The sequence below is a fragment of the Pontibacillus sp. HMF3514 genome (assembly GCF_009858175.1).
Lineage (GTDB): Bacteria > Bacillota > Bacilli > Bacillales > BH030062 > Pontibacillus.
The window spans coordinates 1,583,204-1,600,489 of the sequence record NZ_CP047393.1; the positions used below are offsets into that span (position 1 = coordinate 1,583,204).

The following is a 17,286-nucleotide window of genomic DNA, read 5'->3' on the forward strand; positions in this document are numbered from 1 at the left end:
CTAAACAACCCAACCTTCCCCCTTAAAAGAGGTTCTAAGCTCACTTCCAATTCCACCATTGTTTTCTAATTTGGTGACGTTTTTTTGACACATTTTCATGAAATCGGTCTCAATAAAACATGATCTGATATGATGATCAAACATGCGAGACCAATAGAACATGGTATGTGATTGACTGAACAATCCAGTGAACTTTGTACTTAAAAATATTAACATCTAGGTAGGTGACCTCATATGAGAATTTTTAAAGCATTCGTGCTAGCAAGTTTTTTGCTAGTCTTTCTTAGTGGGTGTAGCGCATTGCCTGTCTTGGATCCTAAGGGTCCGGTTGGTGAGGCGCAGAAGGACTTAATTTTCTGGTCCATTGCGCTCATGTTATTTATTGTTGCAGTTGTATTTGCGCTATTTACATTCATGGTAGTTCGTTACAGAGAGCGACCTGGTTACGAAACACATGAACCAGAAGAGATGGAAGGAAACACATGGTTAGAATTGCTTTGGACAGGAGTTCCCGTCATCATTGTTGTACTTCTTGCTGTACCGACTGTAAATACGATTTATCAATTAGAAGAACCACCAAGTAGCACGAAAGAAAAGGAGCCTCTTGTCATTCATGCTACTTCTGCAGATTGGAAATGGTTCTTTAGTTATCCTGAACAAGGTATAGAGACGGTAAACTATTTGCATATTCCAGAAGATCGACCAATTCTTTTTAAACTTACTTCAGCTGATTCCATGGCTGCTCTATGGATTCCTCGTTTAGGTGGACAGGAATACAATATGAATGGCATGCGTACTGAACTATTTTTACAAGCTGATGAGCCAGGCGTATATAATGGTCGTAATGCAAACTTCACAGGTAGAGGCTTTACGGAGCAGACGTTTAAGGTTTATGCACAAAAACCTGAGGAGTTCCAACAGTGGGTTGATAAAACCCTAGAAAAAGCACCTAAGCTAACAAAAGATAAATATGATCATATGCTACTTCCTGGTCATGTCGAACGACAAACGTTCTCTTCAACGCATTTACAATATGTTGATCACGCAAAAAATGCGGAATACACAGTAAACGTTCGAGAACGCTTGGGCTATGACCCTGAAGAGGAAAGCTCACATTAAGATTGGAGGCGGACAGAATTGAAACTAGATGAATTTTTTGTCACCGGTGATCCGTTAATCTATGGAGCTGATGTGTCTATCATCCTATCCATGATTGGAATTGTCTTCGTTTTAACGAAATATAAAAAATGGGGATGGCTCTGGAAAGAATGGCTCACGACAGTTGACCATAAAAAATTAGGCATTATGTACATCCTTTCAGCTGTACTTATGCTATTTCGAGGCGGAGTTGATGCACTTTTAATGCGTGCACAGCTAACCATGCCTGAAGCTGAATTTTTGGACTCCACACACTACAATGAAATTTTTACAACGCACGGAACTATCATGATTATTTTCATGGCTATGCCATTCTTAATTGGCCTTATGAACGTGGTTGTACCCTTACAAATTGGAGCAAGAGACGTTGCTTATCCATTCTTGAATGCCGTCAGCTTTTGGACATTCTTCATGGGTGCCATGCTCTTTAATATATCCTTCGTTATCGGAGGCTCACCTGAAGCGGGGTGGACATCTTACGTACCGCTAGCAGGAAATGAGCTAAGTCCTGGACCAGGGCAAAACTATTACTTACTCGGTCTACAGGTGGCCGGAATTGGTACGTTATTAACGGGGATAAACTTCCTTGTTACGATTTTAAAAATGCGTGCACCTGGTATGACATTGATGCGTATGCCGATGTTCACGTGGTCGAGTGCGATTACATGTATTATTATTATTTTCGCATTCCCCGTCTTAACTGTAGCGCTAGCGCTTATGACACTTGACCGTATTTTTGAAACACATTTCTTCACAATGGTGGATGGCGGAATGCCGATGCTTTGGGCGAACTTGTTCTGGTTATGGGGTCACCCTGAAGTGTATATCGTTATCCTACCTGCCTTTGGTATTTTCTCAGAGGTTATCTCAACGTTTTCACGAAAAAATCTATTTGGTTATAAAGCTATGGTTTATTCCATGGTTATCATTGCAGCACTAAGTTTCGTTGTATGGGTACATCACTTCTTTACCATGGGTGCTGATGCAAGTGTAAACTCATTCTTCTCTGTTACAACAATGGCGATATCCATACCAACGGGTGTTAAAGTCTTTAACTGGCTCTTTACTATGTATAAAGGGCGGATCAAGATTAACACAGCCATGCTTTGGTCATTAGCCTTTATTCCGAACTTTGTTATCGGTGGTGTAACAGGGGTTATGCTTGCTATGGCAGCAGCTGACTATCAGTATCACAATACCTACTTCCTTGTAGCACACTTCCACTATGTGTTGATCTCTGGAACGGTATTTGCTTGTTTCTCAGGATTGTATTACTGGTATCCTAAACTATTTAATCACAAATTAAATGAGAGATTAGGAAAGTGGAGTTTTTGGTTATTCATGATCGGATTCAACGTATGTTTCTTCCCTATGTATTTCTTAGGGTTCGCAGGTATGCCACGTCGTGTTCACACATACGCAGAAGGATCTGGATGGTTCGAACTGAACGCAGTTGCTTCAGTCGGTGGCGTCATGATGGGAATCGGCTTTGTTATTCTAGTTTATAATATCTATTACTCTATTCGTTACGAGCCTAGATTGACAACAGGCGATCCATGGGATGCACGTAACCTAGAATGGGCAACACCTTCACCAGTTCCGTACTACAACTTTGCAAAAATTCCTGAGGTTCGTGGACTAGATGAATTCTGGCGTATGAAGCAAGAGGGTAAGAAAGACCTTGATCTTAAGAAAGACAAGCTTGAACCAATTCATATGCCTGACTACTCAGGAGTTCCTGTTATTATGTCTACATTTTTATTTATCTCAGGTTTCGGTCTTGTATTTGAATGGATGTGGATGGGGATTGCTGGTGCTATAGGCGTTGTCATTACGATGATTATGCGTTCCTTTGATCCTGATGAAGGCTATCATGTTGAAGTAGAAGAGATAAAAGAAATTGAAGAAAATGTTCGTAGAGAGGAGGCGTAAGACATGGGACACACAGAAGCAATTGATCCAAACAAACCATTAGAATATCAAACCGAAAAAAGTCGATTAAACATTCTAGGTTTCTGGATTTTCCTTGGAGCTGAGGTAGCACTTTTTGCGACATTATTTGCTACGTATTTTGTTCTGACCGGTAGACTTGCAGATGGACCAGGTCCTGGTGAGTTATTTGAAATCAAAGGTGTTTTGATTGAGACGTTTATCCTTTTAACAAGTAGTTTCACGTGTGGAATTGCAATTCATGAAATGAGAAGAGGAAGTAAGAAAGGATTAATGATCTGGTTCGGCCTTACGCTTCTTCTCGGGTTAGGCTTTCTTTACTTTGAGATAGAAGAGTTTATCCACTATGTACATGAGGGTGCTACAATCCAAACAAGTGCATTTTGGTCTAGTTTCTTTACTTTACTAGGGACGCACGGTGCACACGTGTCACTTGGTATCGGGTGGATGATTATGATTTTGATTCAAGTTGCACGTCATGGTTTAAATACTACAACAACAAGAAAAGCCTTTATCATTTCCCTATATTGGCACTTCCTTGATGTTGTCTGGATCTTTATCTTCACAGGCGTGTATTTAATGGGGATGGTGATGTAATATGGCAGGAAACAGTCACAATAAATTTCCGTGGAATCACGTTTTAGGATTTATTTTTTCGATTGTTTTAACGTTAATCGCTGTGTGGGCAGCTTTATATTCAAGCCTATCTTTAACAGCTATCGTATGGACAATCGTTACCTTGGCACTTCTTCAAGCTGCTGTACAATTATTTATGTTCATGCACATTGGAGAAGGAGAAGGAAAAGCACAAAAAGGTACGATTTATTTCAGTGCTTTCATCGCTGTTGTAATCGTAGCTGGATCCATTTGGGTTATGAACGCGATGATGCATTCTATGATGTAAGTTTAAAAGAGCTTGGAATATTCCAAGCTCTTTTTTTCTTTTAAAGTGTGATTTATTTCATTAAAGCCACCTTATCTGGAAGACTTGGAATCGAGATAATGTGCGTATGGTTCCGTTGCTTTTGTGAGAGTTAGGGGTTCAGTGAAACGGCAATACTCCTGCGGAAGACCAGCTGAGCCTCCTCGTTCACTACGTTCTCTGTGGGGTCGCATCTGCCCTTTCTACCGCGGGAGTTTGCCGTTTCCCTCACCCCTTTGCTTTTATGGAGATTAACGGACCCTAGTTACTTGAGATCTAAACGTTACGGACATCGGTTCCGTTATTTTGAACTTTTAAGGCATTTCGAGAGTCGTTACGGACATATGGTACCTTATTTATGACAAATTGGGCTTTTTCAATGTGATTTGATGCAAATAACGGAATAAATGTCCGTAAGAAAGTCATTTTAAGGTCAAATAACGGAACAATTGTCCGCAAGCATTTCCTCACATTATCGCTGCGGTTCCGTTAATCACCATTCGGCTAAGGTGGGCTTGGGAACGGGTTGACTCCTCCGGGAAAACGGGCGAGCGAGACCCCGCAAGAAGCGTAGCGGATGAGGAGGCTCGATCGTTCGTCCGGGGAAAGCAACCCGTTCCCAAGCCCACCGTACTCCACAATAGCAACGGAACCGCCTCTCTCACTAAAACAGTTATTCCACATAACTGCCATATAAAGGAATAAAAACATACTCTCTTCATTGGCAGTGTGTTGATTATAAAAGGCAATAATTCATCACAATCATAATCCTGATATCTCCATAATAAAAATAACCGAGACTGCTTTAGCTCGGTTACCAACTTAATTATGTTTATGAAGTTCGACTAACAGCTTTAGACATATCATCTAATTTTCCACGCATTTTTGAATCATTGACTAAACCAACAACCAGACCTGCATGTGCATAAAGAATGTTTATGACAAGTAGGGAGAGTGATAGTCCGTATATGATTGGGTGCACAGTTAAGGCTCCGATTTCAATAATCAAAAAGCTCCACATTCCTACGATAAGTGGCAGTTGAATGATCGCCATTTTTCGGTATTCAATCCATAGAAATAGTGGGGTGAATGTTGCAAAAAGCGCATAAACCATCAATACATCCATATCAAACACTCCTTAATGTTTGTGACAAAATTGTGAACATTTCTTAATCCCTACTATACCAGTATCGATTAACAATGAAAACCCTTACATAAAAATTTTGTTAATAATTGAAAGTACAAAAGGCTTGTTCAAAGATTCATAGGTTCGTATACTCGAAGTACAGAAAAAGTTTGTGAAGTATGTCACAAAAGTGTCATGATCTTCGGAACACAAAACAAATCACAGCGTTTATACTGTACTCATAGTGGATATAGGAGAAAGAATGAACAATCAGATATGAAATGAATTTAACTAGATAAAAATTGAAGGGGGTTGCGGGTATGATGGGATTGGATAGTGTCATAATGAGTCGAATGTTGACCTCATTAACGCTGGCATTTCACATAATTTTCGCTACAGTCGGTGTAGGAATTCCAGTTATGGTATCCATAGCAGAATTCATTGGAATCAAAAAGAAAGATGCCCACTACACCTTGCTAGCTCGACGCTGGACTAGAGGATTTGTCATTACTGTTGCTGTAGGTGTTGTAACGGGTACAGCAATTGGTCTGCAATTATCCTTATTATGGCCAAGCTTTATGCAGGTCGCAGGAAATGTGATCAGTTTACCTTTATTTTTAGAAACATTCGCGTTTTTCTTTGAAGCGATCTTCTTAGGCGCTTATTTATATACTTGGGACCGATTTAAAAACCCAATTTATCACTGGTTACTATCGATTCCTATTATTATTGGGTCAAGCATGTCTGCCTTTTTCATCACAACAGTAAATGCATTTATGAATACACCACAAGGTTTTGAACTAGAGGGGCGAACGATCACATCAATTGATCCACTTGCTGCTATGTTTAACCCTGCGACGCCAACAAAAGTGTTCCATGTAATTTCATCAAGTTATTTAACTTCAGCTGCCATTCTAGCAGCGATCACAGCTTTTTATATTATAAAGAAAAAAGCAACACCTTATCATAAGAAAGCTTTAAAACTAACGATGATGGCTACGTTCATCTTTGCTATTACTACTGCAGTAGCAGGGGACTTATCAGCAAAATTCCTTGCTAAAGAACAACCTGAAAAACTAGCTGCTGCTGAATGGCACTTTGAAACAGAAAAGGGAGCAGACCTTATCCTCTTTGGAACATTGAATGAAGAGAATGAAGTAGAAAATGCCATTCGCATACCAAATGCATTAAGCTTTCTTGCGCATGGATCATTTGATAGTGAGGTGAAGGGCTTAGATAAAATTGAGGAAGATGTAACACCGCCATTATGGATCCACTATATGTTTGATCTTATGGTTATGCTTGGAATGTATACTATGGGTGTGTCGTTCCTATATATTGTACTTTCCAAGTTGAAAAGGTGGAATGAAAATAATAAATGGTTACTGTGGTTAATCGTTCTCAATGGACCTTTTGCCATGCTTGCGATTGAATTTGGTTGGATCTTTGCGGAAGTTGGTCGTCAACCATGGATCCTAAGAGGTTATATGAAAGTAGCAGAAGGGGCAACCACATCTCCTCATGTGGACTGGATGTTCCTATTGTTTCTAGGGCTATATATTTTACTAGGCGTATTTTGTGTGACTGTTCTACGTAAGTTATTCCGTCATAATCCAGTAGAGTTAGAGCTTGAACAACGTTATCCGAACATCTCGAATAGAGGTGATGATGAATGAGTTATGAATTGATCGGAATAACCGTACTATGGATTTTTCTTTATGGTTATTTAATTGTAGCGTCGATTGATTTTGGCGCAGGCTTCTTTGCTTACTATGCTAAAATCACCAAGCAGGATCATATCATCAATAAGCTAATCTCTAGGTATCTATCACCTGTATGGGAAGTAACCAACGTGTTTTTCGTATTTTTCTTCGTAGGTTTAGTTGGGTTCTTTCCGGATGCTGCGTATTATTATGGTCAAACGCTACTGATACCAGGTAGTATAGCCATCGTGCTACTGGCGATCCGTGGTTCCTTCTATGCATTCGAAAACTATGGATCGAAAAAAAGTTCAACCTATATGTTTTTGTATGGTGCAACAGGGTTGTTAATTCCAGCTTCACTTTCAACAGCCCTCACCATTTCTGAGGGAGGCTTTATTGAAGAATCGAATGGACAGGTTCGTTTGTTAACCCAAGAGCTTCTTACAAGCCCTTATTCTTGGAGTGTAGTATTCCTGGCGATCGTTTCAGTGTTATTTATCTCAGCTGCATTTTTAACGTTTTACGCAAATCGTGCAAATGATAAGCCAGCCTTAGAATTAATGAGGAAGTATACATTGTTCTGGAGTTCACCGACGATCATAGCTTCGTTAACAACGTTCATTGCTATGAGTCAGCATAATCAACGTCATTTCGAAAATATGCTTGATTTATGGTGGATGTTTGGCTTGTCGGTAGCGTTTTTCTTAGGAGCTATATTCTTCATTTATCAACAGAAGCGTTTTGGTTTAGCCTTTATTATGGTGATGTTCCAGTTCTTCTTTGCCTTCTTTGGATATGGAGCAGGACATCTACCGTACTTGCTAGATCCATTCATTACAATTGAGAGCAGTGTTGTGAACGATACAATGGGCTTGGCATTAGTTATTGCCTTTATCGCAGGACTATTCTTGTTAATTCCATCACTGATCCTTCTCATGCGTATGTTCCTGTTTGATGCGGATTATGTAAAAGGTAAGAAATAAATGACAGAAGGAAACTTTGGGTTCTTTTGCCCAGGTTTCCTTTTTCTTTTTGTATATGATAGACTTATGAAAGTAATCGAGAATGATGGGGGATAGTGGTATGAAGAAAGAATATGCCGTTATTGGGCTAGGCCGTTTTGGTGGATCGATTTGTAAAGAATTGAGTCGTGAAGGTATGGAAGTACTAGCCATCGATGTTGATGAAGATAAAGTAAATGAATATAAAGATATTGCTTCACACGCCGTTATTGCAGATTCTACGGATGAGAGTGTGTTGAAAGAACTTGGGATACGTAACATTGATCACGTAATCGTTGCCATCGGTGATAACATTCAAGCGAGTATTCTAAGCACGCTTATGCTTAAAGAACTTGGTATTAAGAAAATCACGGTTAAGGCACAAAACGATTATCATGAAAAAGTATTAAATAAAATCGGAGCTGACCAAGTTGTTCACCCTGAGCGAGATATGGGTAAACGAATTGCTCACAATATCATTTCGAACAACGTATTGGATTACTTAGAGCTTTCTGATGATCACTCTGTGGTTGAGGTGAAAGCAGGGGAGAAGATGATCGGTAAAACATTAGTGGACTTGGATATCCGCGCTCGTTATGGCTGTAACGTTGTAGCCATAAAGCGTGACAGAGAAATCAATGTCTCCCCAATGGCAACAGAAACTATAGTAGAAGGTGACATTCTAATCATTATTGGTGAGGACAAAGACATTTCTCGATTTGAGAAGCATTTAGTCGTTGAAGATGATGATTAAACTCGTAACGCTTAGCTCTTTTTAGGGCTAGGCGTTTTGTTTATGGAATAAAGATCAAGCACCTCTTCTTGATAAGTACGTATATGAACAACTAAAAGTGACTGTTCTAATAATAGAGCATAATAAAAATCCCATGTCGTTATGACATGGGATTTTTGTATAGGAAGGAGAACGTAATCTTACACTTCCATAATGATTGGCAGAATCATTGGTTTGCGCTTTGTTTTTTCATAAAGGAAAGGAGCAATGGTATCTGTGATCTCATTTTTAATCTCAGACCATTGAGTTGTGCGGCGTTCCATGACTTTGTCTAAATGTTTTGCCACAATTTTTTGTGCTTCGTTGATCAGGTCTTCTGATTCGCGCATATAAACGAACCCACGGGAAATGATGTCTGGTCCGGCAGCAATTTTGAACTCTTTCATGTTGATGCTAACAACAACCATTACAAGGCCTTCTTCGGAAAGAATGCGACGATCTCTTAAAACAATGTTTCCAATGTCACCGACTCCACTTCCGTCTACATAAACAGAGCCAGAAGGTATTTTACCAGCGATCATTGCATTATCTTTACCGAGGGCTAGAACGTCACCGTTATCCATGATAAAGCAGTTACTTGGATCCATTTCAATATCTTGAGCTAAATGGGTATGCATTTTTAACATACGGTATTCACCGTGTATTGGCATAAAGTACTTCGGTTGGATTAAGCGAAGCATCAGCTTCTGCTCCTGCTGACCACCGTGACCAGATGTGTGGATATCATTTAGAGATCCGTGAATCACTTCTGCGCCAGCACGATAAAGCATGTTGATCACTCGACTTACGCTCACTGTATTACCCGGAATTGGGGAAGATGAGAATACAACCGTATCACCAGGAATAATCTGAATTTGACGGTGAGTACCATTTGCAATACGGGATAGGGCAGCCATAGGCTCTCCTTGAGACCCAGTACATAAAATGGTTACTTCATGACTTGGTAAACGGTTAATTTGAGAATGATCAATAAACGTATCTTTTGGAGCGTTGATATAACCGAGCTCCAAACCAATATTAATAGATGCTTCCATACTACGTCCAAAAACGGCTACTTTTCGACCATGTTGCACCGAGGCTTCTACGACTTGTTGAAGCCTATGGATGTTTGATGCAAATGTAGCAAAGATAACGCGTCCTTTAACTTTGCCGAAAATGTCATTAATACTTTCGCCTACGCGTCGTTCAGACATCGTAAACTCAGGTATTTCACTGTTTGTACTATCTGAAAGGAGGCATAGCACGCCTTCTTTACCAATTTCAGCCATCTTTTGAAGGTTTGCTGGTTCTCCAACAGGCGTGAAATCAAATTTGAAATCTCCAGTATGAACTACGTTTCCTGGAGGGGTTTTTACAACGATACCGAAGGAGTCAGGAATACTGTGTGTTGTACGGAAGAAAGTCACAGATGTTTTACGGAATTTCACCACTTCATCCTCTTCAATGGAATGAAGTTTTGCATTTCGTAAAAGGCCGTGCTCTTCCAGTTTATTTCGAATAAGTCCGATCGCTAATTTTCCACCATAAATCGGAATGTTCATCTCTCTTAAAAGATAAGGAATTCCGCCAATGTGGTCTTCGTGTCCATGAGTAATAAATAAGCCTTTAATTTTATCTTGGTTTTGCACTAAATAGGTGTAATCTGGAATTACGTAATCGATTCCCAGTAATTCATCTTCTGGGAACTTAATACCGGCATCGATAAGGATGATTTCATCCTGGAATTGCACACCGTACGTATTTTTTCCGATTTCCCCTAGACCGCCGAGTGCAAATACAGCAGTCTGATCATTTTTTACGAATTTCATCTGTTAGATACTCTCCACTTGGAAATCTTCAGATTGTTTTTCGTATTTTAGATGATCTTCATCTAAGGCTTGGATATACTCAATGTTTAACTTGCGATCGGCTAATTTTTTACGAACTTCACGTTCTGTTTCGGCTTCGATATATAAACTTGTTGTCCGTTCACGAACAGGTACTTCTTCTGACCTCTCCTGATAAAGTACTTTAAATATCATGGGTAGATCTCTCCTAACTTGCTAATAATTTCCGTATTCTTGTCCTGCATCCAATAATAGCACGTTTTTGTTTAGTATGGTAATAATACTTCTTACTTATCCAAGAGAAGGTATGTTCAAACGATGTTAACCAAATTTATGCATACGATTTTCGACTCAAGATATCTTTCCAACGATTTTTAAGCTTTTTCTTCAAACGTTTTAACATTATGTCAAACATCTCCTTCCCTTATACGAAGAAAAGCTATAAAAAACGAACTGCCGACCATTTCCCTCTTATCTCTAGTATAGTATCTTTTGAGCAAGAAATGAATAGATAGGTATAAGAGAATTTATATTTTTTTCATGTTGTATAGAAAGAGAAGCTATTTTTATATATTTTGCCCACTATTATATGGATGCATTCAGAATAGAAGTTGAAATAATTTCTAAAAGTTATTGCGTAAATAAATATGTTCACTTTACAGTATATAAAGAGGTAGAAGGGAGATAGCATTGTGAAGAAACTATATAGTGGTTTAATTGCTTTATCTTGCATATGGGGAACTTCCTTTTTATTTATTAAAATTCTGGTTGACTCCTTATCTGTATGGGAAGTTGTCTTTTGGAGGTGCCTATTTGGGGCGGTAGTTTTATGGGGGATCTATCTTTGGAAGGAAAAAGTTCAGTTATCTTCGTTACCTTGGGGAAAACTTGCTTTAATAGGATTGACGAATAATGCAATTCCTTGGGGGATGATTGCTTTAAGTGAAACCGTCATCTCATCCAGCCTGGCATCTGTACTCAATGCAACTACACCAATTTTTACAGCTATTATAGGTTTGCTATTTTTCTCACGTCGCTTGAAAGGCATGCAGTGGATAGGTATCCTAATTGGATTTATTGGTATATTTATTTTGTCAGATGTAAGTGGAAATCAATTTACTTCTAGTACCTTTATTGGAGTAGGGACCATGTTAGTTGCAACGGTTTGCTACGGTTTCTCCTCTCAATTTACAAAGAAAAAATTAACTCATGTTTCTTCTGTTGCGCTAGCAGCAGTTACATTAACATTTGCATCATTTTATAGCCTTTTCTTTGCCATGGTTCGTGGTACAATGAATTGGTCTGCCATTCTAGCTCCAGAAGTATTTGGGTCTTTTATTGGCTTAGGAGCATTTGGTTCAGGTATTGCAATCTTCTTGTTGTATTTTTTAATCCAAGAAGGTACAGCCGAATTTGCTATGACTGTAACCTATTTAGTACCTATTACAGCTATACTATGGGGAGCTATATTTCTACAAGAAACCATAACAATGAATATGTTGGTTGGACTCCTATTTGTATTTTTAGGTGTCTATTTATCAGGGGAGAAGAAAAAGAGAAAGCGAGGCATACAACATGACAAATCCTATAGTGTTTCTTGATATTGATGGAACCATACTAGATCATGAAAAAGAAGTTCCTCAAGCATCAAGAGAATCCATACAAAAATTAAAAGACAATGGTGTACACGTTGCGATTGCAACAGGGCGTGCGCCTTTTATGTTTGAAGATTTACGTAAAGAGTTAGATATACACTCTTATATTAGTTTTAATGGACAATATGTCGTATTTGAAGATGAAGTGGTATATGAAAATCCTTTATCTAAAGATGATTTAGATCATCTATTTAATAAGGCTCAGGGAATAGGTCATCCTATGGTTTTCTTAAATAATAAAGGGATGAGAGCAACAGAAAAAGATTATACTCATATTCGTAAGAGTCTAGGTAGCTTAAAGTTTGATCACCCTGAGATCGATTCCAACTTTTATAAAGAGAACCCCATTTACCAGGCGCTTTTATTTTGTGAGAGTCATGAGGAAGAGCAGTATCACAAATCCTATGATACAATGCACTTCTTACGCTGGCACGATTATTCAATGGATGTACTTCCTATGGGAGGATCGAAAGCAATCGGAATCCAAAAGTTTATTGAACGCGTTGGAATCCCTCATGAACATACGTATGCATTTGGAGATGGCTTAAACGACCGTGAAATGCTACAGTATGTTGCAAATGGTATTGCGATGGGGAATGCTTCTGATGAAGTGAAAAAGCTTGCAAACCATGTGACAAAGGATGTTAGTGAAGATGGTCTTTCTCATGGTTTTAGAATGGTAGGATTATTAGACAAATAATATGTGAAAAAGGAGCCTAATTTTAGGCTTCTTTTTTTATATCTAGAAGATTATAATATTCGTGGCTTGCGTATAACTCATTTATGAGAGCGTGGCCACATCAAGCTCCTCCGTTCGATAAGTTAACATCAAATTATCTCACAATTTGTGTTTCCTTAATACGTTTGTGACATGAAATTTTAACAATGAAGGAACTCGACGTAGTTAAAATTTCTAGGTAAAAGTACCACGGCAACTAAGCTTCTATCTGCGCCTTTCGGCTTGCTAATCAGCAAGTTTGGTTATTCTCACTACGGGCTCAGTCCAGTCCCTTCGCTACTAAACGGGCGCTTGAGCTTTTGTTCTTAAAAAACGTATGAACTAGAGAAAGTTCATACGTTTCTGTTACTTTTCTTTTATTGATCAGCTGGTTTTGCGTTTTCCGGTTCCTGAAATGGGTTATCTACATTAATATGATCATAAAACATAATGCCGTTCAAATGATCAATTTCATGTTGTAATACAATGGCTGCAAATCCTTTAAGACGTAGTTTCACTTCGTTGCCTTCTAGATCGGTTGCTTTTACAGTGATACGTGCATAACGAGGAACATAACCAGGAACATCACGATCAACAGATAAGCAACCTTCTCCTGAAGTTAAGTATGTTTTTTCAATGGAGTGACTTACGATTCTTGGATTAACTAGACCATAGCTGTAAAACTTGTCATTAAAGTCGGAAAAATGTACAGCAAGCATACGTTTTGAAATATTAATTTGCGGGGCTGCTAATCCAACTCCTGGTCTAAGGTTGTATTTTTCAGCCATTTCATCATCTTGGGAGTTTTCTAAGTATTGAAGCATTTGCTCTAATGTGTCGCGATCTTCCTTACTAAGGGGGAGTGGAACTTCATCGGCTACTTCACGTAAAACCGGGTGACCTTCACGAACGACATCATCCATGGTAATCATATTTACACAATCCTTTCTTATCTCATTACATCTATACCTTTTCTAATATATATGATAGGTATTTGGTAAAATTTCTTATTAAATCATAATCAATAGTTTAACACAAACGGGTTGGTTTAGGGAATATATCACAAATGTGAAGAAATGATTCTAAATGGTAATTTTTCGTGATATAAATAGATTGTAAACAGACAATAGTGAGATTATGACAAGTAAAGAAATTATTTACATCTGGACAGACATATCAAACAATACAAAAAGACACGTGCCATGGGCTTTGATATGTTATACTAATGAACATAAATAATGATTAATAATGGTGGAATAACCATAAGGAGGAAATAGACATTGCGCTTAGGGAAAATTTTAGTAGTCATTCTTGCATCAACGTTACTCCTTGCGGCATGTAACAATGGGCCAACCGCTGCTGAAAAAATGTACGATCATTTAGAAAAAGCCGTTACACTTGAAGATGCTTTCAAAGACCAACAGGATCCATTAGTACAGTTAGAACAAGAAGAGAAAAAGCTTTATGATCAAATCATTGATTTAGGAATGAAAGACTTTGAAAAAATCAAAGAGTTATCAAATGAGGCGCTAGACTTAATTGAACAACGTAAACAAAAGCTAGAAGTTGAAAAAGAAAGCATTGAATCTGCCAAAACAGAATTCGATAAGATTAAGCCACTTACTGAAGATCTTGAAAATGAAGAAGCTAAAAAGAAAGCAGAAAAAATGATAGAAGTTTTTGATAAACGTTACCAAGCTTATCAGGACCTATATAATGCTTATCAAGATGCTATGAAACTAGACAAAGAGTTGTATCAGATGTTACAAGATAAAGAATTGACAGAAGAGAAACTAAAAGCACAAATTGATAAGATTAACAAAAGCTATGAAAAAGTGATTAAAGCGAACACAACATTTAATAAGTACACAAAAGAGTACAATGATTTGAAGAGAGCATTTTATGAAGCGGCTGAATTAAATGTTGAGTATGATGAACAGAATCAAAAAGATGAAACAGAGAATCAAAAAGAAGATCAAAACGACTAAAAGCTGTCCTTTAGGGCAGCTTTTTTATTTTATTGAGTAATTATTATTACAGTTCTACTAAAGCATTGATACAGTTTTTGTATGTTATGTGGATGAATGATTTAACTTGAAGGGAAAAGAAAATAATAATGCTAGTGTACAAAGTGTTTGACGAATTGCTTTTAAATAAGCTAAACTACTAAATGATCGTAAGTTGTACCATTATTTTTTGCCGATCGTATGAAACAGATCCATAAATCAGAGCTATCAGAACGATTATAATCCCTTTTTTAAGGGTAAACACAACAAGAGCAAATTCCGGTACACATTTTTAAAGCTTTTGGGAAAGCTAATAAAGGTTAATTTAAATTTAGGATGGAAGAAAGGAAGAGGTGAAGAATTTTGAAACGAACATTAGAAAATGTTGAAGAACAGTTTGAAACGTTTCAAATCTTGAATGAAGACGGCGAAGTCGTGAATGAAGATGCTATGCCAGATCTTTCAGACGAAGACCTACAAGAACTTATGCGTCGTATGGTATATACGCGTATTTTAGACCAGCGTTCAATCGCATTGAACCGTCAAGGTCGTTTAGGCTTCTATGCACCAACAGCAGGTCAGGAAGCTTCTCAATTAGGAAGTCATTTTGCAATGGAAAAAGAGGACTTCTTACTACCAGGATATCGTGATGTACCACAGCTTATTTGGCATGGTCTTCCACTATACCAAGCATTCTTATTCTCCCGTGGACACTTCCATGGTAACCAAATGGGTGAAACACAAGCTGTACCACCACAAATCATCATCGGTGCGCAAATCACTCAAACAGCTGGTGTAGCACTTGGACTTAAAAAGCGCGGTAAGAAAAACGTTGCTGTAACATACACAGGCGACGGCGGTGCTTCTCAAGGTGACTTCTACGAAGGTATTAACTTTGCTGGTGCATTCAACGCTCCTGCAATTTTCTTCGTTCAGAATAACCGTTATGCAATCTCTGTACCGGTAGAAAAGCAGTCTGCTGCTGAAACAATCGCTCAAAAAGCTGTTGCAGCTGGTATCGAAGGCGTACAAGTTGACGGTATGGACGTACTTGCTGTTTATAAAGTAACACAAGACGCTCGTGAGCGCGCTATCAATGGCGAAGGCCCAACACTTATCGAAACGTTAACGTATCGTTATGGTCCACACACAATGGCTGGTGACGACCCAACACGTTACCGTACAGAAGAAGACGAAAACGAATGGGAAAAGAAAGACCCACTTAGCCGTTTCCGTAAATTCCTAGAAGGTAAAGGCCTTTGGTCTGAAGAGAAAGAAAACGAAATCATCGAAAACGCAAAAGAAGAAATTAAGGCTGCAATCAAGAAAGCTGATGAGCAACCTAAACAAAAAGTTACAGACTTAATCTCCATCATGCATGAGGAACTTCCACAGAACCTACAGGAGCAAATGGAAGAATACAAAGAAAAGGAGTCGAAGTAGACCATGGCACAAATGACAATGATCCAAGCCATCACTAATGCGATGCAAACAGAGCTTAAAAATGATGAAAATGTTCTAATCTTCGGCGAAGACGTAGGTCAAAACGGTGGTGTTTTCCGTGCGACTGAAGGACTTCAAAAAGAATTTGGAGAAGATCGTGTATTTGACACGCCACTTGCTGAGTCAGGTATCGGCGGTATGTCTATCGGTCTAGCTCTACAAGGCTTCCGTCCAGTACCAGAGATTCAATTCTTTGGTTTCGTATTTGAAACAATGGACGCTATTAGTGGTCAAATGGCTCGTATCCGTTACCGTACAGGTAATACGTACAACATGCCAATCACTGTACGTTCACCATTCGGTGGCGGCGTTCACACACCAGAACTTCACGCAGACTCCTTAGAAGGACTTATGGCGCAACAGCCAGGACTTCGCGTTGTGATTCCATCAACTCCATATGATGCAAAAGGTCTTCTAATTCAGTCTATCCGTGAAAATGACCCAGTTATTTTCTTAGAGCACATGAAACTTTACCGTTCATTCCGTGCTGAAGTACCTGAAGAAGAATACACAATTGACTTAGGTAAAGCGGACATAAAACGTGAAGGTAGTGACGTAACACTAGTTGCTTACGGAGCTATGGTTCACTCTGCACTTAAAGCAGCTGAACAATTAGAAAAAGACGGTGTACAAGCAGAAGTTATTGACTTACGTACAATCAGTCCAGTTGACTACGAAACAATTATCAACTCAGTTGAAAAAACAAACCGTGTGGTTGTTATTCAAGAAGCTCAAAAGCAAGCTGGAATCGCTGCATCTGTTGCATCTGAAATTCAAGAGCGTGCAATTCTGCACCTTGAAGCTCCAGTACTTCGTGTAGCAGCACCTGACACAGTATACCCATTCTCTTCTGCAGAGGAAGTTTGGTTACCAAATCATAATGACATCTTAGATAAAGTCAACAAAGTAATGAACTTTTAATGCA

Annotated in this window: 17 protein-coding genes; 12 read left to right on the forward strand and 5 right to left on the reverse strand. The window is 38.7% G+C overall.

Annotation, left to right across the window (positions count from 1 at the left end):
• Positions 1-234: 234 nt before the first annotated feature.
• Genes qoxA through qoxD form a run of 4 tightly spaced genes read left to right on the forward strand, consistent with a single transcriptional unit; the run spans position 235 to position 4,012 of the window.
• Positions 235-1,119, forward strand: coding sequence for a cytochrome aa3 quinol oxidase subunit II (gene qoxA / locus GS400_RS08235; RefSeq protein WP_160100734.1), 885 nt, complete (start codon positions 235-237; stop codon positions 1,117-1,119).
• Between the two features lie 18 nt (positions 1,120-1,137).
• Positions 1,138-3,090 (forward strand): cytochrome aa3 quinol oxidase subunit I, encoded by a 1,953-nt coding sequence (qoxB, locus tag GS400_RS08240; protein ID WP_160100736.1) that lies wholly within the window; start codon positions 1,138-1,140, stop codon positions 3,088-3,090.
• Positions 3,091-3,093: 3 nt separating this feature from the next.
• On the forward strand, positions 3,094-3,705 hold the full coding sequence (qoxC, locus tag GS400_RS08245; RefSeq protein WP_160100738.1) for a cytochrome aa3 quinol oxidase subunit III: 612 nt from the start codon (positions 3,094-3,096) through the stop codon (positions 3,703-3,705).
• Position 3,706: 1 nt separating this feature from the next.
• Positions 3,707-4,012: a cytochrome aa3 quinol oxidase subunit IV gene (gene qoxD / locus GS400_RS08250; protein WP_160100740.1), complete on the forward strand. Its 306-nt coding sequence runs from the start codon at positions 3,707-3,709 to the stop codon at positions 4,010-4,012.
• Between the two features lie 294 nt (positions 4,013-4,306).
• On the opposite strand, the gene GS400_RS08255 is transcribed toward qoxD, so the two are convergent.
• Both GS400_RS08255 and GS400_RS08260 read right to left on the reverse strand, forming a co-directional pair.
• Entirely contained in the window at positions 4,307-4,456 is a 150-nt protein-coding gene (locus GS400_RS08255) for a hypothetical protein (RefSeq protein WP_160100743.1), read from the reverse strand.
• A gap of 406 nt (positions 4,457-4,862) precedes the next feature.
• Positions 4,863-5,156, reverse strand: coding sequence for a spore morphogenesis/germination protein YwcE (locus tag GS400_RS08260; protein ID WP_160100745.1), 294 nt, complete (start codon positions 5,154-5,156; stop codon positions 4,863-4,865).
• A gap of 320 nt (positions 5,157-5,476) precedes the next feature.
• Here GS400_RS08260 and GS400_RS08265 point away from each other — a divergent pair, with 320 nt between their 5' ends.
• The 3 genes from GS400_RS08265 to GS400_RS08275 all read left to right on the forward strand — a co-directional run bounded on the left by GS400_RS08265 (position 5,477) and on the right by GS400_RS08275 (position 8,614).
• Positions 5,477-6,832, forward strand: a complete 1,356-nt coding sequence (locus GS400_RS08265; RefSeq protein WP_160100747.1) for a cytochrome ubiquinol oxidase subunit I — start codon at positions 5,477-5,479, stop codon at positions 6,830-6,832.
• Positions 6,829-7,842, forward strand: coding sequence for a cytochrome d ubiquinol oxidase subunit II (locus GS400_RS08270; protein WP_160100749.1), 1,014 nt, complete (start codon positions 6,829-6,831; stop codon positions 7,840-7,842). The genes GS400_RS08265 and GS400_RS08270 overlap by 4 nt, the downstream gene beginning before the upstream one ends.
• Positions 7,843-7,942: 100 nt before the next feature.
• The gene (locus GS400_RS08275; protein ID WP_027446468.1) at positions 7,943-8,614 is read left to right on the forward strand and encodes a potassium channel family protein; all 672 of its coding nucleotides are present in this window, start codon (positions 7,943-7,945) and stop codon (positions 8,612-8,614) included.
• A 179-nt stretch (positions 8,615-8,793) separates the two neighbouring features.
• Here the strand turns inward: GS400_RS08275 and rnjA are convergent, their stop codons facing one another.
• Together rnjA and GS400_RS08285 are read right to left on the reverse strand one after the other, a co-directional pair.
• A complete protein-coding gene (rnjA, locus tag GS400_RS08280) occupies positions 8,794-10,461 on the reverse strand; it encodes a ribonuclease J1 (protein ID WP_160100751.1) in 1,668 nt (555 codons plus the stop codon).
• Positions 10,462-10,464: 3 nt separating this feature from the next.
• Positions 10,465-10,674 carry a DNA-dependent RNA polymerase subunit epsilon gene (locus GS400_RS08285; protein ID WP_160100753.1) on the reverse strand — a complete coding sequence of 70 codons (210 nt, stop codon included), beginning with the start codon at positions 10,672-10,674 and terminating at the stop codon, positions 10,465-10,467.
• Positions 10,675-11,171: 497 nt separating this feature from the next.
• On the opposite strand from GS400_RS08285, the gene GS400_RS08290 reads away from it, so the two are divergent.
• Together GS400_RS08290 and GS400_RS08295 are read left to right on the forward strand one after the other, a co-directional pair.
• Positions 11,172-12,080 (forward strand): DMT family transporter, encoded by a 909-nt coding sequence (locus GS400_RS08290; RefSeq protein WP_160100755.1) that lies wholly within the window; start codon positions 11,172-11,174, stop codon positions 12,078-12,080.
• Positions 12,055-12,834: a Cof-type HAD-IIB family hydrolase gene (locus GS400_RS08295; RefSeq protein WP_160100757.1), complete on the forward strand. Its 780-nt coding sequence runs from the start codon at positions 12,055-12,057 to the stop codon at positions 12,832-12,834. Before GS400_RS08290 ends, GS400_RS08295 begins: the two co-directional genes overlap by 26 nt.
• Positions 12,835-13,229: 395 nt before the next feature.
• Here GS400_RS08295 and def read toward each other — a convergent pair whose 3' ends face one another.
• Positions 13,230-13,784, reverse strand: coding sequence for a peptide deformylase (gene def, locus GS400_RS08300; protein WP_160100759.1), 555 nt, complete (start codon positions 13,782-13,784; stop codon positions 13,230-13,232).
• A gap of 348 nt (positions 13,785-14,132) precedes the next feature.
• On the opposite strand from def, the gene GS400_RS08305 reads away from it, so the two are divergent.
• The 3 genes from GS400_RS08305 to GS400_RS08315 all read left to right on the forward strand — a co-directional run bounded on the left by GS400_RS08305 (position 14,133) and on the right by GS400_RS08315 (position 17,282).
• Entirely contained in the window at positions 14,133-14,840 is a 708-nt protein-coding gene (locus tag GS400_RS08305) for a YkyA family protein (RefSeq protein WP_236561206.1), read from the forward strand.
• A 381-nt stretch (positions 14,841-15,221) separates the two neighbouring features.
• A complete protein-coding gene (pdhA, locus tag GS400_RS08310) occupies positions 15,222-16,301 on the forward strand; it encodes a pyruvate dehydrogenase (acetyl-transferring) E1 component subunit alpha (protein WP_160100761.1) in 1,080 nt (359 codons plus the stop codon).
• 3 nt (positions 16,302-16,304) lie between these two features.
• Entirely contained in the window at positions 16,305-17,282 is a 978-nt protein-coding gene (locus GS400_RS08315; protein ID WP_160100763.1) for an alpha-ketoacid dehydrogenase subunit beta, read from the forward strand.
• The last annotated feature ends 4 nt before the right edge of the window (positions 17,283-17,286 follow it).